Consider the following 21,038-nt stretch of genomic DNA (forward strand, 5'->3'; position numbering starts at 1 on the left):
GCAGATTCCGTGACCGGGACCGACGGATGCCGTCTCCCGCGTCCTCACCCGGATCGGGGAGGCTCCCCGACCGATCCCGCGCCGAGATCAGGCGAAAGGAAGAACCATGCCGTCCTCCGCAACGTGCAAGCGGCTGTGGGCGCTCGACTCGCCCAGCTTCACCCTGGACGCCTCGACGCTGATGTACGGGCTCAGCGGTGAGCTGACCGTCCCGCTCCCCGCCTACCTCATCGAGCATCCGAAGGGACTGGTCCTGTTCGACACCGGCCTGGTGCCCGAGGCCCACGACGACCCCGAGGCCGTCTACGGCGAGCTCGCGACCATGACCCGGCTGGAGGTCAGGCCCGAGCAGCGGCTCGACCGCCAACTCGCGGCCCTGGGCTACAGGACCACCGACGTCACCCACGTCATCGCCTCGCACGGCCATCTCGACCACACCGGCGGTCTGTCGCTGTTCCCGGAGGCGAGGTTCTACGCGGGCGAGGGCGAGCTCCCGTTCTCGTTCTGGCCCACCAGGATCGGCGCCGGGTTCTTCCGGCCCGCCGACATCGAGGCGACCCGGCACTTCGACTGGAACTACATCCCGGGCACCGACGTCGACCTTTTCGGCGACGGCAGCCTGACGGTGCTGTTCACCCCCGGCCACACCCCGGGAGAGCTGAGCCTGCTGGTGCGGCTGCCCTCGCGGACGTTCATCTTGACCGGTGACACCGCGCACCTGCGAGCTGCGTTCGACCAGGAGGTCCACTTCCCGATCGACTCGAACACCGAGCAGGCGGTCCGCAGCCTGCGCCGGCTCAAGCTGCTGCGCGACGCCGCCGACGCGACGGTGTGGATCACCCACGACCCCGAGGACTGGGCCGCCTACGGCCACGCCCCGCACTGCTACGAGTGAGCGGCCGGGCCCCGACGACGACGTGGGTGGCACCGCCCGGGTGCCACCCACGTTCGCGTCCGGGAGCTCGATCCCGGGCACTCAGCCCAGTGAGACCTCGACCCACGAGTCGCCGCCCCACGGAGTGACGATCGTGCCGCTGCTGGCGGGCCCCTGCTGCTTGAAGTGCTCGGGGAGGTCGTCGCGCAGGTCCCAGGTCGCGTCCAGACGGCCGAGACCGACACAGATCGCGGCGATCTGGCCCAGCTCGACGATCTCGCCGTCGCTGTAGTACTTCCGCAGGTCGTCGTACACCGTGTCGTCGATCGACAGGTGGTTCGTCGCGAGCCGGTCCGCGTAGTCGAGCGCGGCGCGGTCGGCGTCGGTCAGGTTCGGTGCCTCCTCGGGCTTCTCCAGCGAGCACACGAGGTCCTCGTCGACCCCGTCGAGCGTCGCGTGGTCGTAGCGCATCGCCATGCAGCTGCGGCACTGGTTGTGGAAGGCGATCCGCAACCGCACCAGCTCGACCAGACGCGGCGCCAGTGACGTGTCGGTCATCCACGCGCCGAAGAACGTCACCAGTGTCCGGACCCGTTCCGGGCGGGTGGCCCGGGCGTGGATCTTCATCACGAGCGGCACGTCGTCACCGATGAGGGGCGTGTACACCTCTGGTGCCGCGGGCGCGATCCGAGCCATGTTGTCTCCTCGTCGACCTCGTCGTCCGGACCGGGTGGTTTCCGGACCGATGGCCCATCGTCGGACCGGGGGGTGCGAGGGGAGGTGTCCCAACTTCGGGCACATGGCCGCCGGAGCACGAGAGGTAGGCAGCCGTCCCACGGCGGGCGGTGGACCCCGCACGCGGTCGGGACCGGCTACGGGTCCGCCCGGGGGCGCGAGGGGCTCGGCGAGCAGCCCGGGTCGACGGGCCGACCGCGGCGCAGATCGGCGAACCCGCCGCCGGCGCGGATCAGGGCCAGGTCCTCCTCGACGGACGTGCTGCGGGCGCGGCGGCGCCGGAGCGGGCGATCCACGGGACGGCACGCAACCGGTTCCGGGGCGCGGCGATGGTCGCCACGCTACCGCTCGGCGGAGTTGTCCCAGGTTGGGACAGCCGTGAACGGAACATGACGGGCACGTTGACAGGGCTGTGGCGCCGCTCATAGTGTCGTCGGTCGACAGGCGACAGTCGCCCGTGATTTCGGTCTGAGGAGTACGAGATGTCCGCAGCACCCGCGCCGCCGGCGCCGGCGGTGGCACCCGCGTTCGATCACCGCCGGCTCGACGAGCTGATGGAGCGGGCCGGGCTCGACGCGCTGTTGGCGACGTCGAAGCACAACGTGCAGTACCTGCTCGGCGGTCATCGCTACTTCTTCTTCGACTACATGGACGCCATCGGGGTGAGCCGGTACCTGCCGGTCGTCGTCTACGTCCGGGGCCGTCCGGAGGCGACGGCCTACATCGGCAACGCCACCGAGGACTGGCAGCTGGACAACCGTCCGCTGTGGGTCTCCGAGGTGGAGCTGTCGAGCTGGGGCGCGGTCGATGCCGTCGACCGTGCTCTCGCGCACCTGCGCAGGGTCCGCCCCGGAGCGGTCACCGTGGGCATCGAGCCCTCGTTCCTGCCGGCCGACGCCTACCTGCGGCTGACCCAGGACCCCGAGGTCGACGTCGCCGACGGCTACCTCGCGCTGGAGCGGCTGCGGGCGCGCAAGACCCCGCAGGAACTGGCCCTCGTCGAGCAGGCCTCGACGGCGATCGTCGACTCCATGGTCGCGGTCTTCGGCAGCCACGGTGTGGGGACGACCAAGCACGAGCTTGTCGAAGCACTGCGCAGGGAGGAGACGGCTCGCGGCCTGATCTTCGAGTACTGCCTGGTCAGCATGGGCAGCAGCGCCAACCGCGGCGCGTCCGACCAGGCATGGCGGCGCGGCGACGTGCTGTGCCTCGACTCGGGCGGCAACCTCGGCGGCTACATCGGCGACCTGGCCAGGATGGCGGTCCTCGGCGAGCCCGACGGCGAGCTGCAGGACCTGCTCGGCCACGTCGACGAGACGCAGCAGGCCGCGCGCCGGCCGATCCGACCGGGCGCCCGGGGCGAGGAGATCTTCCACGCCGCCGACGAGGTCGTCCGTCGCGGTGAGTTCGCCGCCAGCACGTCCTTCGTGGCGCACGGGATGGGGCTCATCAGCCACGAGGCGCCGCGACTGACCGCGACCGGCCCGGTGCCCTACCCCAACGACCACGGTGACCAGCCGCTCGAGCAGGGCATGGTCCTCTCGATCGAGACGACGCTGCTGCATCCGACCCGCGGCTTCATCAAGCTCGAGGACACCGTCGTCGTCACCGACGACGGACACCGGGCCTTCGGCGACGGGGCCCGTGGCTGGTCGGTCGCGCAATGCTGACCTCGCTCGGCTGTTGCGCAGGGCGTCAGCAGGTGACTCAATCTCACGGACCGACGACACGCCCAGCGTGATTGCGCTCCTCGTCGCCCGCCACCAGGCGCGGCGGCGTGCGCCGGACGGTGGCCCGGAACTGCTGCTCCAGCGCACGGCACGCCATTCGACACAGCCGTTGCACGTGCCCTGCCGACGGGAGGCCAACGATGTCCACCACCACCTACGCTCGCCAACTCCGCGCCGCTCGCGACGAGTTCGTCGTCACGGGCCGCGTGCCCGAGCGCTACCGTGCCGCCGTCCGTCCGGAGATCGCCGCATCGTGGGCCCGGTCGCGCAGCGGCGGCGTGTCCCCGGAGGAGGTGCACCTGCCCGCGTTGCCCGAGGTCGACGAGAAGAGCGAGCTCGCCATGGTCGCGGGTCCGGTGCTGGACCGGCTCGCCTCCGAGATCGACGAGCTCGGGGGTGCGGTGTTCCTGGCGAACTCGCAGGCACAGCTCGTGCGGAGCTGGATACCGGACGAGATGGTTCGGACGTCGTTGAGACGGATCCTCGCCGAGCCCGGCGCGAGCTGCAACGAGGCCCACGTCGGGACCAACGGCATCGGCACCGCCCTCGCGGACGGAAAGACCAAGATCATCGGCGGTCCGGAGCACTGGGGTGAGCTCCACCAGGACATGACCTGTGTGGCGGCCCCGATCGTGCATCCCGTGACGCGGCGGACGGCCGGCGCGCTCAACGTCACGCTGATGGACCAGCAGATCCATCCGGCCCTGACCGCACTCGTCCGCTGGGGGATCGAGGAGATCCGCCAAGGTCTGCTCGAACGGACGGGCAAGGCCGAGCGGCTGCTGTTCGAGCAGTTCATGGCCCGCCGCCGTAGCGATCGGCCGTCACTCCTGCTCAGCCCTCGCCTCTGCATCGCGGACCCGGCGGCCGCGGCGCTCCTGCCCGACCTCGACGCGGCCGAGCTCTGGGACCAGGTCGGCAGTTCCCGGCAGCCCGGCGGCGCGACGGAGCTCGAGCTCGCGGACGGTGCCGTGGTCCCGGTGAACGTGACTCCGGTGGAGGAGGGGCTGTTGATCGAGGTCCGCCGACAGGGGCGGCCGCCTCGACGTCGCTCGGCGGTCCGCCCACGCGCGTGCGCAGCGTTCGCCGCCGCGGCCGAGGCCGGCGCGGACGCGGTCGCGGCCGGTCTGCCGCTGCTGATCACGGGCGAGACCGGCGTCGGCAAGTTGACGCTGGCACGTCGGCTCACCAGCGCGGACGCGGACCTCGACCCGCTGATCGTCGTCGACTGTCGCGCTCACGTCGACGAACCCGGCCGGCTCGCGGAGGACGTGCGCACCGTGGGCGCCGGCGCCCGGGTTCTGCTCCTGCGCCACCTCGACGGCATCGGGTACCCGGCCGCGAAGCTCCTCGCACCGGTCCTGGAGATGCTCACGTCGAGCCCGCGCCCGCCGCAGCTGATCGCGACGACGACCAGGCGGCGCAACGGGCCCGACGTCCTGCAGGTCGTGTTCGAGCGGTTCGCCACCGTCACGGTCGAGGTGCCGCCCCTGCGCGACCGCGTCGCCGACCTGCCGACGCTGCTCTCGGCGCTGACGGCCGGACACGACCGGCGAGCGCGCTGGAGTCCCGAGGCGATCGAGGTGCTCGGCCGACGGACGTGGCCGGGCAACGTGCGCGAGCTGGAGAACGTCGTGCAGCGAACGCTGAGCAACAGCGGTGGCCTCATCCGGGTCGCGGACCTCCCGCTCGACGTCCGCCAGGAAGCAGGCCGGCGCAGCTTGACCCGGATGGAGCGCGCCGAACGTGACGCCATCATGGCGGCCCTGGAGAACTCGCGGGGCAACAAGGTGATCGCGGCGGAGGAGCTCGGAATCTCGCGGTCGAGCCTGTACCGCAAGATCGAGAGGTACGGCCTGGCCGATGCCGGCCAGGTCGAGGTGCGCCTTCGCAGCTGACCGGTCCGTGGCGGACTGCGGTCGCCTGTCGACCGGGTGGTAGGTTGCCGACGACCGGTGCGCAGCGAGGAGGCACGTCATGCCAGCGTCCGTCCCGGCCTGGGAGTCGCTCGACCTGAGCGGGCGGGCGCCCAGGAAGGCGCCGTCGCTGGCGGACCAGGCGTACGAGGCGCTCAAGCAGTGGGTCGTGGACGGTGATCTGCCCGCTGGTGTGCCGTTGAGCGAGAACGACCTCGCACGCCGCTTCTCGATCAGTCGTTCCCCGCTGCGTGAGGCCGTGCGACGACTCCAGGACGAGGGGCTGCTCGAGCCGTCGGGGCCGCGCGGGTTCAGCGTTCCGCCGCTGAGCGTCGAGCTCGTGCGCGAGGTCTACGGCGTGCGCCGGGCTCTGGAGACGGCGGCGGCGGAGACGGCCGTCGCGATCCCGCCCGCGGACATCAGGAGCATGCGTGAGCGCCTCGACGACCAGGTCGCCCGGGCCCGACAGGGCGACTTCGCGCCGTTCAACGAGAACGACTTCGCCTTCCACGACCTCTTCGTGGCCAACTGCGGCAACCGCCTGCTGATCAGCCATCTGCACCGGCTGCGTGGCAGCCTGCAGCGCATCATCAACTACGCCGGACGGTTCGAGGCCCACACCATGGCGTCCTGCGACGAGCATCTCGCGATCATGGCGGCGATGGAGGCCGGCAGCACCGCCGAGTTGCGCCACACCGTCGACGTCCACATCCGCGGAGTGACGGAGCGGCTGGTGGCCACGTTCGAGGCCAACGGGGGCTGAGCGGTAGTCGTACGAGGGGCCCCGGTGACACACCTCCGGGGCCCCTCGTCCGTTCGCAGTGCTACTGGATCGGCGCTACCTGATCAGCGCTACTTGATCAGCGCGCCCAGGTCGACCGACATCCGAAGACCGGTGATGTAGCGCGACTCGTCGGAGGCCAGGAACAGCACGGCGTTGCTGATGTCGCTGACGTCGAGCCACGGCACGGCGTGTTTCCAGGGCTGCGACGGATCCCAGAGCAGGTTCATCTGCGACGACGCCTCCCCGAACTCCTCCCTGCTGGGGGAGTGATCGAGGTCGGGGCGGAACATCCGCTTCAGCGGTTCGTTCTTGAAGTTGATGTCCGTGTCGACGGTCGTCGGATGGATGGTGTTGACACGGATCCCGTACTCGGCGACCTCGGCTGCCAACGACTGCGAGAGCCCGACCACCGCGAACTTCGCCGCGCAGTACGGCGCGAGGTTCGGCATCGCCTTGAGCCCCAGCAGGGAGCTGGTGATGATGATCGAACCGCCGTTGCCCGCCTCGATCATCCGGGGGACGACCGGTCGGACCGTCGACCACACGCCCTTCGCCATGACGTCGACGTGGGCGTCCCACATCTCGTCGGTGACCTCCCAGGTTCGCGGGCCGACCTGGCAGATCCCGGCATTCGCGCAGACGATGTCGATGCGGCCGAACTCCTCGTAGGCGTCGTCGACGACGTCCTGCATCGCGGCGACGTCGCGGACGTCCGCGGTTCGCGCGAGGATGCGGCGGTCCTGGTCCTCCACCAGGGCCACCGTCTCGTCGAGCTCCGCCCTCGTCCCGAGCGGATAGCCGAGGTCGTCGATGTCGCCGCAGATGTCGACCGCGATGATGTCGGCACCCTCGCTCGCGAGCAGCCGGGCGTGCGAGCGCCCCTGACCGCGGGCGGCTCCGGTGATCAGTGCGACCTTCCCGTCGAGCCGGCCCACGTCAGATGTCCCACGGCGTGGTGACCTGCAGGACGGCCTCCTGCAGCGAGTCGCCGCGCAGGTGGAAGCCGGACTTGAAGTCGGCGTCGTGCAGCAGTGCGAAGAACTGCTTCGAGTTCGGGTAGCGAACGATCCAGACCGCGTCCCAGGCCTGCCCGTCCTCGGCGACCATCGCGTACCCGCCCTTTCCGAGGTAGACGAACTCGACGCCGAAGCGCGGCCCGTGCACCTTGCAGTGCCGGACGTACTCCTCGTAGGTCTTCTCGCCGCCCTCGTTGAACCGCAGCAGGTTCATGAGGATGATCGGCTGGTCCTCGGGCAGGTCGAGGAGCGCGTTGATCGCGTCCTCCTGAGGGTCGATCGCCATGGTCGTTTCCTCTCGTGTGATCGCAGTTCCGGAGACTCGTACCGGCAGGGGTTCGGCCTCACGGCCACGCTATTGACGATCGACCGATGGCTGTTGTCCCGGCGTGGGACAGGGTCAGGTGGACACCTCCAGGACGATCTTGCCCGTGGTGCGCCCCGCCTCGCCGTATCGGTGTGCTTCTGCCGCCGAGCTCAGCGGGAAGGTCCGGTCGACGACGACCCGGAGCCTGCCGTCGGCGACGAGGGCGGCGAGGTCGGCCAGGCCGCACGGGTCGGGTTCCACGAGCAGCCACGTCACCCGGACGCCGTCGCGCGTCGGGAGCAGCGACCGGTCGAAGCCCGCCGGAGGGATGATGCTGACGAGCGTGCCTCCCGTGCGCAGCGTGCGCAGCGAACGCTCGGTGACGTCGCCGCCGAGCGTGTCGAGGACGACGTCGACGTCCTCGACGACGTCGGCGAAGTCCTGGGTGCGGTAGTCGACCAGCTGGTCGGCGCCCAGCCGGCGCAGGAGGTCGTGCTTGGCCTCGCTCGCCGTCCCGATCACGTGGGCGCCGCGTGCTTTCGCGATCTGGACCGCGAGGTGGCCGACCCCGCCCGCGGCGGCGTGGATGAGCACCCGCTGGCCGCTGCGGAGCCCTGCGGTGTCGACGAGGGCCTGCCGTGCGGTCAGTCCGGCCAGCGGCAGGGCGGCGCCGGCGACCGGGTCGAGGCCGGCGGGCCGGTGGGTGAAGTGGCGGGCCGGGCCCGTGACGAACTCGGCGTAGCCGCCGGCCGGACGGGGGAACCGGGGCATGCCGATGACCTCGTCGCCTTCGGTGAAGAGCGTGACGCCGGGTCCGACCGCCTCGACGACCCCGCTGACGTCGAACCCGAGGGTGAACGGCGGCCTCTCGTCGTGGTAGAAGAACCCCCTGGACCGCGTCTTCCAGTCGGTGGGATTGACACCGGCGGCCTCCACGCGCACCAGGATCTCGGTCGGTCCGGGCGTGGGGCGCGCCGTCTCGATCACGTGCAGCACGTCCGGGCCGCCGGGTCGGTCCTGACTGATCGCCTTCATCGTGGGCACGGAGCTGTCCGTTCTGTCTCGAGGAGACCGTCGATCGGGCGACGGTCGGCTGTCGACCGAACCGTAGGAGCGCATTCTCAGAGGTGTCAATCAGCGTCGCGAGCCCGTCCCAACTTGGGACAACCCGCGCCCGACCCCGACCGCCAGCCTTTCCCGGGTGAAGCCACCACCGTTCAGCTACCACCGCGGCCGGAGTCCCGAGCATGCCGCGGGTCTGCTGCGCGAACTCGGTCCGCGCGCTCGTGTGCTCGCCGGCGGCCAGTCCCTGCTGCCGATGCTGAATCTGCGCCTGGCCGAGCCCGCGCACCTGGTCGACCTCGGGCCGATCCCCGATCTCGGGTTCGTCCGCCGCGAGCGCGACCGGCTCGTCGTCGGTGCCACGGCCAGGCAGTCGGCGGTCGAACACTCCGCCGATGTTCGCGCCCTGGTGCCGCTGCTGGCCGAGGCGGTCGAGCACGTCGCGCACCCCCCCATCCGCCACCGCGGGACCGTCGTCGGCAGCATCGCCCACGCCTCGGCCGTCGCCGAGCTGCCGTGCGCCGCCCTCGCCCTCGACGCTCGGCTCACGCTGCTGAGTGCCGACGGGGTCCGGACCGTCGATGCGGAGGAGTTCTTCACCGGCCCGTTCAGCACGGTCGCGCGGTCCGACGAGATCGTCGCGCAGGTCGAGTTCCCGGTCGCCGGCCCCGGAACCGGTCAGGCGTGGTCGGAGTTCAGCCTGCGGCGCGGCAACTTCCCGGTTGCCGGCGCCGCCGTCTCGCTGACCGTCGCCGACGGCCGCATCGTCGACGTGTCGATCGCCGTCTGCGGCGTGGCCGACCGGCCCGTCCGGGCGCGCGCGGCCGAGCAGGTGCTGCGCGGCGCCGTCGCCGACGAGGAGACGGTCGAGCGTGCCGCCGCCGCCACCACGAGCGGCCTCGCACCGCGTGCGCACGGGGACCTCGCGGCACACATTCTCCCGGTGTCCGCCGCGCCCGTCCCGGGTTGGGCCTACCGCGCGTCGGTGGCGAGGGCCCAGGTCCGGCGCGCCGTGACGACCGCACTGACCCGAGCCGGAGGCACCCGATGACGGCGACGCACGAGCCGGCGGCTCCCGTCGGCACCGATGTCGACACCGACCCGGCCACGCTGCACCCGATCACCATCACCGTGAACGGCACGGAGCACCGGCTGCGGGTGGAGGGACGCCGGCTGCTCGTCGACGTGCTGCGCCAGGACCTGCGGCTGACCGGCACCCGCACCGGCTGCGACCAGGGTGTCTGTGGCGTGTGCACGGTCCGCCTCGACGGCCGGACCGTGCGCTCGTGCATCACGCTCGCGGTCCAGGCGGACGGTGCCGACGTGCGCACCATCGAGGGCGTCGCGCCGGACGCGTCCACGCTGCACCCGATCCAGCAGGCGTTCTGGGAGAAGCAGGGCCTCCAGTGTGGCTTCTGCACCCCGGGGATGGTGCTGCGCGTGCAGGAGATCCTCGAGGAGAACCCCACGCCGACACGTGCGCAGGTTCGCGAGGGCATCTCCAGCAACCTCTGCCGGTGCACCGGCTACCAGTTCATCGTCGACGCCGCGATCGAGGCGGCGGCGCAGATGGCCGAGGACGGCTCCTGATGACACAGACGGACATCCCCACCGACGTGCCAGTGGCGACGGCACCCGCGCCGATGGCACCGCACAAGGATCTGAAGTGGATCGGCCGATCGGTGAAGCGGGTCGAGGATCCGAAGCTGCTGCGAGGGCTGGGCCGTTACATCGACGACGTCGTCCTGCCGGGGATGCTGCACGCCGTGGTGCTGCGCAGTCCGCATGCCCACGCGCGGATCGTGTCGGTCGATGCGGAGCGGGCCCGCAACGCGCCGGGGGTCGTCGCGGTGCTGACCGGGCCCGAGGCCGCCGCGCGGTTCGCCCCGCTGCCCGACTCGGGACCCGCCCCCGACAAGCACGTGTGGCGCGTGCTGGCCGCCGACAAGGTGCGCTACGTGGGCGAGGGCGTTGCGGTCGTCGTCGCGGAGACCCGGTACCAGGCCGAGGACGCCCGAACCCTCATCGATGTCACCTACGACCTCCTCGATCCGATCGTCGACCCGCTCGAGGCCGCGGAGAACACCGACGATCTCGTCCACGAGGCGCTGGGCACCAACGTCGCCTATGAGCGGACGTTCACCTTCGGCGAGGTCGCCCACGACTTCGCCACGGCCGACGTCGTCGTGCGCGACCGGCTCCGCTGGGGCCGGCAGACGGCCCATCCGCTCGACACGACCGCCGCGATCGGCGACTACGACCCGGGCACCGGCGAGATGGTGGTGCACACCAACAGCATCAGCATGACGTGGCTCGCGTTCGGCGCGGCCGTCGCGCTGGGCATCCCGAGCAACAAGCTCGACCTGAGGCCCTACATCTCCGGGGGCAGCTTCGGCTCGAAGCAGTTCTGCTGGCGCTCGACGGTGACCGCGGCGATGATGTCCAAGATCACCGGGCGGCCGGTGAAGTACGTCGAGGACCGTCTCGACCACCAGCTCAACGGCGACCAGCACGGCTCGGACCGCTACTACGACGTCGAGCTGGCGTTGATGCGCGACGGCACGTTCCGGAGCCTGAAGATCGACTGCGTCGACGACTACGGCGCCTACATCCAGTTCGGCGTCGGGTCGCACGGGAACGCACTCGCGCAGGTCACAGGCCCGTACCGGATCACCAGCACGGAGTACCGGGTGCGCGCGGTGCTGACGAACAAGACCCAGCAGGGCGCATACCGCGGGTTCGGCGCCGATGCGGGGAACTGGGCGCTCGAACGCATCGTCGACAAGGCTGCTGCCGAGCTGGGTATGGACCCGGTCGACATCCGCCGGCGCAACCTGATCCCGCCCGATGCGTTCCCGTACCACATCCCGAGCGGCAACATGTACGACTCCGGCAACTACGAGCCGGTGCTCGACCATGCGCTCGAACGCTTCGGTTACGCCGGCTGGCGCGAGAAGCAGGCCCTCATGCGCGCCGAGGGCCGCAAGGTCGGCATCGGCATCGTCACGGCGAACGAGCGCAGTGTATACGGCGCCACGGAGTTCTGGTTCTGGTTCGACGACAAGGACGTACCGGTCAAGACGACCTCGACTCCCGAAGGGGTGTCGCTGACCGTCGACACCGTCGGCAACCTGACGGTGACCCTCTACTCGACTCCGTTCTGGGGCAACAGCTCCGACACCGTCGCGGCGATGCTGGTCGCCGAGGAGTTCGACGTCGACCCCGCCGACGTCACCGTCGTGCACCACGGCACGAAGGGCGGGCTCCCGGCGGCGGGTCCGGGCGGCAGCCGGCTGACCGTGATGCTCGCGGGCGCAGTGACCGGTGCGGCCAAGAAGATCAAGGACAAGCTGCTGCGCATCGCCGCCCACGACATGGAGGTCGACGAAGCCGACCTCGAGTGGGTCGACGGGGGCTACCAGGTGCGTGGCGCCGAGGACGCGCGGCGCAGCACAGCCGATCTGGCGATGCTCGCGTATCTCGTCAAGACCGCACTGCCGGCGGGCGAGGAGAGCGGACTGGCCGCGAACTTCGTCTACGACCATCCGCACCTGACGATGCCCAAGCCGGACCGCAGCGACCTGGGCTCCTTCTATCCGTGTGTGGGGCACGCGTGCCACCTGGTCGCCGTCGAGGTCGATCCGGAGACCGGCGCGGTCGACATCCTCGACTACGTCGCCGTCCACGACTCGGGGACCCTGGTCAACCCGCGGTCCTACGACGGCCAGATCGTCGGCGGCACCGCGCAAGGCGTCGGAACGGCGCTGTCGGAAGAGCTGACCTACGACGCGGGCGGAAACCCGCAGGTGGGCACGTTCTGGGACTACCTGATCCCGACCGCCCTCGACGTGCCGGAGGTCGACTTCGGCCACGAACAGACGCCCTCGCCGATCACCGCGCACGGGATCAAGGGCGGTGGGGAGGCCGGCCGTCTGATGGCTCCGGGCGCGCTGTCCGCCGCGATCGACGACGCCCTGCGCGACCACGGGGTCCGGGTCACCGAACTGCCCGCGACCCCCGAACGGATCGTCGGCTGGCTCCGGAAGGAGGAGACATGACGACGGCGCGTCTCGCGGGGAAGGTCGTGCTCGTGACCGGGGCCGGGCAGGCTCCGGGTCGTCAGTTCGCGGTCAGGCTCGCTCGCGAGGGCGCCGGCGTGATCGCCCTGGACGAGGGCGCGCCCGGGCCGACCGGCCATCCCGACCTGAGCTCCACCGTCGCGGTCGTCGAGTCGCTGGGCGGCCGGATCGTCGCCCGCGACGTCGACGTCCGCGACCCTCGGGCGCTCGACGCCGCGGTCGCCGTCGCCGCAGGGCGTCTGGGCGGCCTGGACGCCGTCGTCACGAGCCCGGTCGTCACCGCCCCCGGATCGGTCGAGGGGATCGCGGACGAGGTCTGGCACGGCACCCTCGACCGGGTTCTCACCGGCGTGTGGAACACCTGCCGTGCCGCACTACCGCACATGGCCGACGGCGGCTCGATCACCGTCGTGGGCAGCGCGGCGGGGCTGCGCGGGTTTGCGCACCTGGCCCATCATGCCGCCGCCGAGCACGGCGTCGTCGGGCTGGTGCGGTCGCTGGCACACGAGCTGGCGCCGCGCGCGATCCGCGTGAACAGCGTCCACCCCGCGGGCGGTCCCGCCGACCCGGCGGTCCCGGCGCCGCCCGGCAGCCTCGTCTTCGACCCGGCGGCCGACACGCCCGAACCCTCGGTGGCCACCGGCGACGTGTCCGGGACGGTGGTCTACCTGACCTCCGACGACGCGCGCCTGCTCACCGGTCTGACCGTCCCGGTCGACGCCGGTCTGGTGCCCCGGTGAGCGGGGCGGTCGAGCCGTTCGTCGTCGCGGTCCCCGACGAGGTCCTGACCGACCTCCGCGAGCGGCTGGCGCGGACGCGCTGGCCCGCCGACGTCGGCAACGCCGACTGGCGCTACGGCGCCAACCGGGCCTACCTCGAGGAGCTCGTCTCCTACTGGCTCGCCGAGTACGACTGGCGTGCCGTGGAGCGTCGCATGAACGAGTACGAGCACTTCCGCACCACGATCGACGACGTCCCGATCCATTTCATCCACGAGCGCGGCAAGGGCCCGAACCCGATGCCGCTCGTGCTGACCCACGGGTGGCCGTGGTCGTTCTGGGACTACGAGCAGATCATCAGGCCGCTCACCGACCCGGCGGCATCCGGCGGCGACCCGGCCGACGCCTTCGACATCGTCGTCCCGTCACTGCCGGGCTTCGGCTTCTCGGTCCCGTTGCAGCGCACCGGGATCAACTTCCACCGCACCGCCGGGCTGTGGGACGTGCTGATGCGCGAGCGCCTCGGCTACGAGACGTACGCGGCGCAGGGCGGCGACTGGGGCCAGCTGGTCACCTCCGAGCTGGGGCACCGCTACGCCGACCACCTCATCGGCATCCACCTGAGCCTCTCGCTGCCGCTGGACTTCTTCGAGGCGGCGCTCCCGGCCGAGGAGGACTACGCGCCCGAGGAGCGGCACTGGTACCACCACAGCCGGGCCCGGATGGCTCATGCGACCAGCCACATCGCCGTGCAGAGCACGGACCCGCAGAACCTCGCCTACGCGATGCACGACTCGCCCGCCGGCCTGCTGGCCTGGTTGGTCGACCGGCGGCGCTGGTGGAGCGACTGCGGCGGCGACGTCGAGTCGGTGTTCACCAAGGAGGACCTGATCACCCTCACGATGTTGTACTGGGTCGGCGAGAGCTTCGTGACCAGCGCCCGCTTCTACTGGGAGGCGCGCAACGACCTGTGGAAGGCGGAGTCGACGGCGACGCCGGTCGTCAAGGCGCCCACCGGGATCGCGGTGTTCCCGCAGGAGCTGCTCGTCATGCCCACGGCATGGATGGAGGACTACTACGACCTCCGCCGCCTCTCGTACATGAAGGCGGGCGGTCACTTCGCACCGGCTGAGCAGCCCGCCGCGATCGTCGACGACGTCCGCGAGTTCTTCCGCCCACTGAGGTCGGCCCGATGAGCGGGTTCGAGTCCTCCGTGCGCGGGTCCGCCCGCTCTCGACGCGACGCCGTCGCGGGCTGCGTCGTCGGCCGCGAGCGCGAGCTGGACCTCGTGCTCGCGGCGGTCTCGGCCGGCCGCGACATCCTGCTCGAGGGCCCGCCGGGGACGTCCAAGTCGACGATGCTGCGCGCGATCAGCGCGAACTGGGGTGTCCCGTTCGTCCTCGTCGAGGGCAACGGCGAGCTGACCCCGGCGCGGCTCGTCGGGCACCACAACCCGGCTCGGGTGCTCCAGGAGGACTACTCCAGGGACAACTTCGTCCCCGGCCCACTGGTGCAGGCGATGCAGGCAGGCGGCTTCCTCTACATCGAGGAGCTCAACCGTGCGCCGGAGGACACCCTCAACGTCCTGCTCGCCGCGATGGCCGAGCGTGAGGTCGTCGTCCCGCGCGCGGGCACGGTCCGGGCCCTGCCCACGTTCCGGTTGCTGGCCTCGATGAACCCGTTCGACAACATCGGCACGGCGCGGATCTCCGACAGCGTCTACGACCGCTGGTGCCGGCTCGTCGTCGACTACCAGGACGACGGCGAAGAACGGGCGATCGTCGCGACCCGCACCGGGTGCTCCGACGACCTGCTCGTGGCCGACGCGGTTGCCATGACCCGGGCGACGCGGGTGCACCCGGAACTGCGCCGCGGTTCGAGCGTCCGCGGCGCGATCGACCTCGTCGCCCTCGCCGTCGAGCTGGAGGCGATGCAGACCCAGGCCGACCGCACCCGGATCGTGCTCGATGCGGCGCTGCTCGCGCTGTCGGCACGCATCGCCGTGGACGAGACGTCGGAGGCGACGCCGGAGCAGGTGATCACCGAGCTCTGGGAGAACCATTTTTTCTCGCACCCCGGCGTGCGGCGCCGGGACCGCACCGCCTAGACCTCGACGTCGCCGATGCGGTCGAGTTGCCCGGTGCCCACGAGACACCGGCGCCGCGGCGTCGGACCCCGAAGACGCTGACCGAGGCGCCGTCGCTGTTCCAGGACGACAACGGCAGCCCGTTGGTAGTCGACCTTGCCGACGGCCGCGGCGAGGGCGCCGATGACCGGCCGGCCGGCGGCCAGGGTGTGCTGGTGACGATGCAGCGGGCTCGTCGTCGTGACCTCGAGGAGCTGCTCGAGGACACGCCGGCCGACGGCGAGGTGGCGGCCTTGGCCCGGCGCATCGCGCGCAGCCTCACCGTGCGGCGCCGGCCGCGGGTCGCCAGTAGTGGTCGCGGCGCCGGCCGTCTGCAGCCGATGCCCTACCGATATCGCTCCGACGACATCGACATCGACCGCACCCTGGAGGTGCTCGCCGAGCGGCCGCATCCCGAGGACACCGAGATCGTCGTGCGCGAGCGGGTGCGCTCACCGCGCGCCGTCGTGCTGATGGCCGATGTGTCGGGCTCGATGCGCGGGGAGAAGGCGCGCATCACGGCCGCCGCGGTCGCCGCGCTGACGGCCGATCTGACCGGCGCCGCTACCGACGACCAGCTTGCACTCGTCGCATTCTGGTCCGATGCGGCGCTTGTCAAGTCGTTCGACGCCCGGATGCCGGCGGCCCGGATGCTCGACCGCCTGCTGCGCATCCCCGCGCGCGGACTCACCAACGTCTCCTTCGGACTCGAGGTCGCGCGCGCCGAGCTCGCACGGACGCCGGTGCGTCGACGCTCGATCGTCCTGCTCTCCGACGCAGTGCACAACGCGGGCCCGGATCCGCGGATCGCCGCGGCCCGGTGCGGCGAGCTGCACGTCATGCTCGAGTCCGACGGCGAGCACGACGCCGACCTCGCCGTGGACCTCGCCCGGCTGGGCCGAGGCCGCCTCGCGCCGGTCGCGACGCACCGCGACGTCGCACCTGCTCTGAACCATCTCCTCATCGATTGATTCGTGTCACATTCCGGGACACCACGCGCCCAATTTCTCGGCCTACGGTCACTTCGTTCCGCGGATCGCCCTCGTGGCGCCACCGCCCCATTCCGACGAGACAGGAGCGACGAATCGTGGATCGGGTGAAGGGGAAGGTCGCGCTCATCACCGGCGCGGCGCGCGGGCAGGGCAGAGCACATGCACGAAGGCTCGCCGAGGAGGGCGCCGACATCGTCGCCCTCGACATCTGTGCCGACATCGAGAATCTCGGGTATCCGCTCGGTAGCCCCGAGGAGCTCGCCGAGACCGTGCGGCTCGTGGAGAACGAGGACCGCCGGATCCTCGCGCGGCGCGTCGACGTCCGCGACGCGGCCGGGGTGCAGGCCGTGGTGGACGAGGCCTGCTCGGAGTTCGGCGGCATCGACATCGTCTGTGCCAACGCCGGGATCATCGACTCGGTCCCGAGGACGTGGGAGATCACCGAGGAGATGTGGGACGCACAACTCGACGTGATGCTCACGGGTGTGTGGCACACCGTCAAGGCGGTGGTCCCGAAGATGATCGCCGCAGGTCGTGGAGGTTCGATCATCATCACCAGCTCGTTGGTGGGGTTGAAGGGCACTCCCCATACCGCGGCCTACTCGGCCGCGAAGGCCGGCGACGTCGGGCTCGCCCAGTCGCTGGCGGCCGAGGTGGCCGAGTACGGCATCCGGGTCAACACCGTCCATCCGACGGCCGTGGACACCGACATCCTCATGCGCAACGAGCCGATGCAGAAACTGTTCCGCGCGGACCTGGGCGGCCGCGTCCCGACACGGGAGGAGTTCGCCGAGGCTTGTGCTCCGATGAACCTTCTGCCCATTCCCTGGATCGACGCGCGCGACGTCAGCAACGCTGTGCTGTTCCTCGCCTCCGATGAGTCGCGATATGTGACCGGACTACGCATGTCCGTCGACGCCGGCGCGCTGATCAAATAGGTGCCCGTGTCCCACGGCGGGACACCCCCGAGGCATTCGACTCGGGAAGAGTATTGATTCTGCCCGGCACACCCTTCCTGCACTGCTGACCGTTTCCCTGCGCCCCCGCGAAACCCGGGGAACGCAATTCCTGAAATGGAGGTCGGTGATGCGCTTCCTCGCCTCATCGTCGCGCGCGCGGATCGTCGCCGCAGCACTGGCGGCCGCGGCCGCCGTCGTTCTCGCCGGGTGCTCACCGGCACCGAGTTCCCCGTCCGGAGGTGCGGCGGCGGGACCGTCCGGAACCACCGGTGCCGCGACGTCGGCTGCGGGGGACATCACCCCGTACTGCCCGTCGGAACCGACGAAGATCGTCTTCATCAAGTCGGCAGGTGGCCAGGTGTGGTCGGCCATCGCGAACGCCGAGTTCGAGGCCGAGGCTGCGAAGTGCCCGAACATCCAGGCCAGCTGGTACAACGGCACCTCCGGCGTCCAGGGCGCGATCGCCGCCACGAATGCGGCGGTGGCCCAGGGCGCGAAGGCACTCGTCGTCATCGCCGACTTCGGCGCCGCGCAGCTGCCGTCGCTGCGCAAGGCCGTCCAGTCGGGCGTCACCGTGGTGACCACGGTGAGCGACGGTGGCGCGCAGCGGGGAACCGACGTCACCGACTCGCTGCTGTGGGACGTCGACTCGATCGGCGAGAACCAGGCCAAGTGGCTCGACGAGCACATCAGGACCGGCAAGGTCGCCTTCCTCGGCGGCCAGCCCGGCGCCCCGTCGACCGAGACCACCTTCAACGCCTTCAAGGCCGCGCTGAGCAGGTACGCCCCCGGAATCCAGCTCGTCCCCGACACCTGGGTCCCGACGAACTGGGACTCGGCACAGAAGCGGCGCGCGGTGGCGGGCCTACTGGCCCAGAACGGCGACTACGCTGCGTTCGTCAGCGACTACGGCGCCTCCGACATCGGTGCGGTGCAGGCGATCCGGGACGCCAGGGCGAAGATGCCGGCCTTCCTCAACATCGGTTCCTCGCAGGGCTTCGTGTGCACCGCGCGGCAGAACGACATCCAGTGGCTCGGCCAGGACGGCTCGACCCGGATGACCGCCTCGGCACTCCGGATCGCGCTCGCGGACATGCAGCACAAGCCCAGCGCCGAGCCGAACCCCTACGTCCTGTTCACCTACGCCGACACCGCCGCAGGCACGATGCCCGACTGCGACCCGTCGGTCTCGCCCGACGCGGACCTGTCATCGAGCCTCTCGGTGCCCGACCTGAAGAAGGTTCTCGGTGGCTGACGACATCGTGCTCGAGGCCGTCCCCGCGCTGCGGATCGACCACGTCACGAAGACCTTCCCCGGCGTCGTCGCGCTCGATGACGTCGACCTGACGGTGCGCGCCGGGGAGGTCCACGGGATCGTGGGGGAGAACGGCGCCGGCAAGTCGACCCTCATGGCCGTGGCGTCGGGCGCCCTGGTTCCCGACGCGGGCACGGTCTCCCTCGGCGGCCGGCCGTTACGAGCGGGCTCCACGCATGCCGCACAGGAACTGGGGATGGCGATCGTCCTGCAGGAACCGGCGCTGCTGCCCGACCTCACCGTCGCCGAGAACATGTACCTGGGTCAGCCGCCGGCCGCGCGGCCACCGATCGGCCGGCTCCGGTCGTGGAGCCGGGACCGGTTGCGCGACTGGAGCGAGGAGGTCGGAATCGACCCCGACTCCCGGATCGAGGAGCTCGAACCCGAGAAGCGGTTCATCGTCGACATCGTCCGGGCACTCGCCCACGAGCCGGCAGTGCTGGTTCTCGACGAGCCGACCGAGCATCTGGCGGGTGAGGACGTCGAGCGGCTGTTCGCCGCGGTCCGGGAACGGGTGCGCGACGGTGGCGCCGTCGTCTACATCTCGCACCGCATACGTGAGGTCAAGGAGATCGCCGACCGGATCAGCGTGCTGCGCGACGGATGCCACCGCGGGACCTTCGACACGCAGTCCCTGGCCGAACGCGACATCGTCGACCTCATCGTCGGCCGCCGGCTCGACGCGGTGTTCCCGGACAAGCCCGTGCTGTCGGATGCGGGCGATCCGGTCCTGCGCGTGGAGACGTTGCGCGGCCGGGGCTTCGAGGACCTGACGTTCGACGTCGGACCGGGCGAGATCGTCGGGTTCGCCGGCATCGAGGGCAACGGGCAACGAGACGCCCTGCGTGCACTGGCCGGTCTCGGCCACCGCACAGGGTCCGTGTCCGTCGACGGGGCGCAGGTCCGGCGGAGGTCGGCGGCCGTCGCGTACCTGACCGGCGACCGACACCGAGAGGGTGTGTTCCCGGGCCTCACCGTCCGCGAGACGATCGGTCTGCGCAACCTCGACCGGTTCACGCGACTCGGCGTGGTCGAGCCGCGCCGGGAGCGGGAGTTCGCCAGGACGGCCGTGGCCGACCTGGCGGTGAAGACCCCGAGCATCGACACGCCGATCGAGTCGCTGTCCGGTGGCAACCAGCAGAAGGCGCTGCTGGCGGGCGTTCTTCGTCGCGACCCGCGCGTCCTGCTGATCGACGAACCGACCCAGGGCGTGGACATCGGCGCGAAGTCCGAGATCTACGACCTGCTGCGCGACAGCGCCCGCGACCGGGGAATGGGCGTGGTGGTCGTGTCATCGGACGGCATCGAGCTCGCCGGGCTGTGCGACCGCGTCCTGATCTTCTCCCGTGGCCACGTCGTGGAGGAGCTGGTCGGCGACGACATCTCCGAGTCGCGGATCACCGGGGCGGCGCTGACGGCGACCACACACCGTGAGAAGGACACACATCGTGCCGGGCCCGCGGTCCGCTGGTTCGCCGGCGACACGGCGCCGATGGCGATGGTGGCGCTGGCGGTCCTCGGGCTGGGCCTGTGGACCTCGCTGACGAGCAGCTTCTATCTCACGACCCCGAGCATCGCCGGCCTGCTGGCCCTGGTGGCGGTGCTGGGGTTCGTGGCGCTCGGCCAGACCGTCGCACTCATGATCGGTGCGGTCGACCTCTCGGTCGGCCCGCTCATGGGGTTCGTCGTGGTGGCCGAGTCGTTCTTCCTGACAGCGGAGTCGATGCCGCTCGACAGAGTGCTCGGCTGGGTGCTGCTGTTCGCGATCCCGCTGGCGGTCGGCCTGGTCAACTGGGCGCTCGTCGACGTCGTGAGGATGAACGCGATCGTCGCCACGCTGATCACCTACATCGCCCTGCAGGCACTCTCCCTGGTGCTGCGACCGCAGCCGGGCGGCCTCTTCGACAGCCGCATCACCGAGGCCCTCACGTTCACCCTCGGCCCCGTCCCGATCGCCTTCATCCTCATGGTCATCGTTGCGGCCGGGATGCAGTTCTGGCTGCGGCGGACACGGACCGGCATCGCGCTGCGCTCGGTCGGCTCCGAGCCCGAGCGTGCCCGGCTCAACGGGCTGGGCGCCCCGCGGCTCCGGCTCGTCGGCTTCCTGCTCTGCAGCCTGCTGGCCGGCCTGGCGGCCCTGTTCCTCCTCGCCCAGGTCGGCTCGGGAGACCCGACGTCGGGCGTGGACTACACGCTGACCAGCATCTCCGCGGCCGTCATCGGTGGCGCCAGCATCTTCGGCGGCCGCGGCTCGTTCGTCGGCACCATCGCCGCGGCACTCCTGGTGACGCAGGCGATCGGGGCGGTGACGTTCCTGGGGCTCGACGCCGCCTGGTCGTCGTACCTGCCCGGGGCCATGACGCTGGTCGCGGTGGCCGTCTACTCCCGAACCCGCCACCTCGCCCGCACACACTGACGACTCGGA

General features: G+C 70.9%; 19 protein-coding genes. 14 read left to right on the forward strand and 5 right to left on the reverse strand.

All coding sequences use genetic code 11. The annotated features are described in order from the left end of the window. Positions 1-106: 106 nt before the first annotated feature. Entirely contained in the window at positions 107-895 is a 789-nt protein-coding gene (locus PSED_RS11365; RefSeq protein ID WP_013674383.1) for an N-acyl homoserine lactonase family protein, read from the forward strand. Between the two features lie 81 nt (positions 896-976). Here PSED_RS11365 and PSED_RS11370 read toward each other — a convergent pair whose 3' ends face one another. Together PSED_RS11370 and PSED_RS11375 are read right to left on the reverse strand one after the other, a co-directional pair. Next, on the reverse strand, positions 977-1,570 hold the full coding sequence (locus PSED_RS11370; RefSeq protein WP_013674384.1) for a carboxymuconolactone decarboxylase family protein: 594 nt from the start codon (positions 1,568-1,570) through the stop codon (positions 977-979). 176 nt (positions 1,571-1,746) lie between these two features. Next, positions 1,747-1,905 carry a hypothetical protein gene (locus tag PSED_RS11375; RefSeq protein ID WP_158511306.1) on the reverse strand — a complete coding sequence of 53 codons (159 nt, stop codon included), beginning with the start codon at positions 1,903-1,905 and terminating at the stop codon, positions 1,747-1,749. Positions 1,906-2,091: 186 nt separating this feature from the next. Here PSED_RS11375 and PSED_RS11380 point away from each other — a divergent pair, with 186 nt between their 5' ends. The 3 genes from PSED_RS11380 to PSED_RS11390 all read left to right on the forward strand — a co-directional run bounded on the left by PSED_RS11380 (position 2,092) and on the right by PSED_RS11390 (position 6,018). Then, positions 2,092-3,279, forward strand: a complete 1,188-nt coding sequence (locus PSED_RS11380; protein WP_013674385.1) for a M24 family metallopeptidase — start codon at positions 2,092-2,094, stop codon at positions 3,277-3,279. Between the two features lie 200 nt (positions 3,280-3,479). After that, positions 3,480-5,237 carry a sigma-54-dependent Fis family transcriptional regulator gene (locus PSED_RS11385; RefSeq protein ID WP_013674386.1) on the forward strand — a complete coding sequence of 586 codons (1,758 nt, stop codon included), beginning with the start codon at positions 3,480-3,482 and terminating at the stop codon, positions 5,235-5,237. A 79-nt stretch (positions 5,238-5,316) separates the two neighbouring features. Further along, a complete protein-coding gene (locus PSED_RS11390; RefSeq protein WP_013674387.1) occupies positions 5,317-6,018 on the forward strand; it encodes a GntR family transcriptional regulator in 702 nt (233 codons plus the stop codon). 89 nt (positions 6,019-6,107) lie between these two features. On the opposite strand, the gene PSED_RS11395 is transcribed toward PSED_RS11390, so the two are convergent. The 3 genes from PSED_RS11395 to PSED_RS11405 all read right to left on the reverse strand — a co-directional run bounded on the left by PSED_RS11395 (position 6,108) and on the right by PSED_RS11405 (position 8,397). Next, positions 6,108-6,974 carry a mycofactocin-coupled SDR family oxidoreductase gene (locus PSED_RS11395; RefSeq protein WP_013674388.1) on the reverse strand — a complete coding sequence of 289 codons (867 nt, stop codon included), beginning with the start codon at positions 6,972-6,974 and terminating at the stop codon, positions 6,108-6,110. A 1-nt stretch (position 6,975) separates the two neighbouring features. After that, complete coding sequence (locus PSED_RS11400) at positions 6,976-7,341, reverse strand: hypothetical protein (RefSeq protein ID WP_013674389.1); 366 nt, start codon at positions 7,339-7,341, stop codon at positions 6,976-6,978. Between the two features lie 114 nt (positions 7,342-7,455). Beyond that, positions 7,456-8,397 (reverse strand): NADP-dependent oxidoreductase, encoded by a 942-nt coding sequence (locus PSED_RS11405; RefSeq protein ID WP_013674390.1) that lies wholly within the window; start codon positions 8,395-8,397, stop codon positions 7,456-7,458. 166 nt (positions 8,398-8,563) lie between these two features. Here PSED_RS11405 and PSED_RS11410 point away from each other — a divergent pair, with 166 nt between their 5' ends. From PSED_RS11410 to PSED_RS11455, 10 genes are all read left to right on the forward strand, one after another. Beyond that, entirely contained in the window at positions 8,564-9,475 is a 912-nt protein-coding gene (locus tag PSED_RS11410) for an FAD binding domain-containing protein (protein ID WP_013674391.1), read from the forward strand. Beyond that, positions 9,472-10,014: a (2Fe-2S)-binding protein gene (locus PSED_RS11415; RefSeq protein ID WP_013674392.1), complete on the forward strand. Its 543-nt coding sequence runs from the start codon at positions 9,472-9,474 to the stop codon at positions 10,012-10,014. Before PSED_RS11410 ends, PSED_RS11415 begins: the two co-directional genes overlap by 4 nt. After that, a complete protein-coding gene (locus PSED_RS11420) occupies positions 10,014-12,482 on the forward strand; it encodes a xanthine dehydrogenase family protein molybdopterin-binding subunit (protein ID WP_013674393.1) in 2,469 nt (822 codons plus the stop codon). The genes PSED_RS11415 and PSED_RS11420 overlap by 1 nt, the downstream gene beginning before the upstream one ends. Then, the gene (locus PSED_RS11425; protein WP_013674394.1) at positions 12,479-13,243 is read left to right on the forward strand and encodes an SDR family oxidoreductase; all 765 of its coding nucleotides are present in this window, start codon (positions 12,479-12,481) and stop codon (positions 13,241-13,243) included. The genes PSED_RS11420 and PSED_RS11425 overlap by 4 nt, the downstream gene beginning before the upstream one ends. Beyond that, on the forward strand, positions 13,240-14,418 hold the full coding sequence (locus PSED_RS11430; protein WP_013674395.1) for an epoxide hydrolase family protein: 1,179 nt from the start codon (positions 13,240-13,242) through the stop codon (positions 14,416-14,418). The genes PSED_RS11425 and PSED_RS11430 overlap by 4 nt, the downstream gene beginning before the upstream one ends. Further along, positions 14,415-15,329 (forward strand): AAA family ATPase, encoded by a 915-nt coding sequence (locus tag PSED_RS11435; RefSeq protein WP_013674396.1) that lies wholly within the window; start codon positions 14,415-14,417, stop codon positions 15,327-15,329. Before PSED_RS11430 ends, PSED_RS11435 begins: the two co-directional genes overlap by 4 nt. Before the next feature lie 26 nt (positions 15,330-15,355). Next, positions 15,356-16,318: a vWA domain-containing protein gene (locus PSED_RS11440; RefSeq protein WP_013674397.1), complete on the forward strand. Its 963-nt coding sequence runs from the start codon at positions 15,356-15,358 to the stop codon at positions 16,316-16,318. Between the two features lie 116 nt (positions 16,319-16,434). Continuing rightward, positions 16,435-17,277 (forward strand): mycofactocin-coupled SDR family oxidoreductase, encoded by an 843-nt coding sequence (locus PSED_RS11445; protein WP_013674398.1) that lies wholly within the window; start codon positions 16,435-16,437, stop codon positions 17,275-17,277. A gap of 148 nt (positions 17,278-17,425) precedes the next feature. Then, positions 17,426-18,553, forward strand: a complete 1,128-nt coding sequence (locus PSED_RS11450; protein ID WP_013674399.1) for a substrate-binding domain-containing protein — start codon at positions 17,426-17,428, stop codon at positions 18,551-18,553. Beyond that, complete coding sequence (locus PSED_RS11455) at positions 18,546-21,029, forward strand: ATP-binding cassette domain-containing protein (protein WP_013674400.1); 2,484 nt, start codon at positions 18,546-18,548, stop codon at positions 21,027-21,029. The genes PSED_RS11450 and PSED_RS11455 overlap by 8 nt, the downstream gene beginning before the upstream one ends. Positions 21,030-21,038 lie beyond the last annotated feature (9 nt).

The sequence above is a fragment of the Pseudonocardia benzenivorans CB1190 genome (genome assembly GCF_000196675.2).
GTDB lineage: Bacteria > Actinomycetota > Actinomycetes > Mycobacteriales > Pseudonocardiaceae > Pseudonocardia > Pseudonocardia benzenivorans.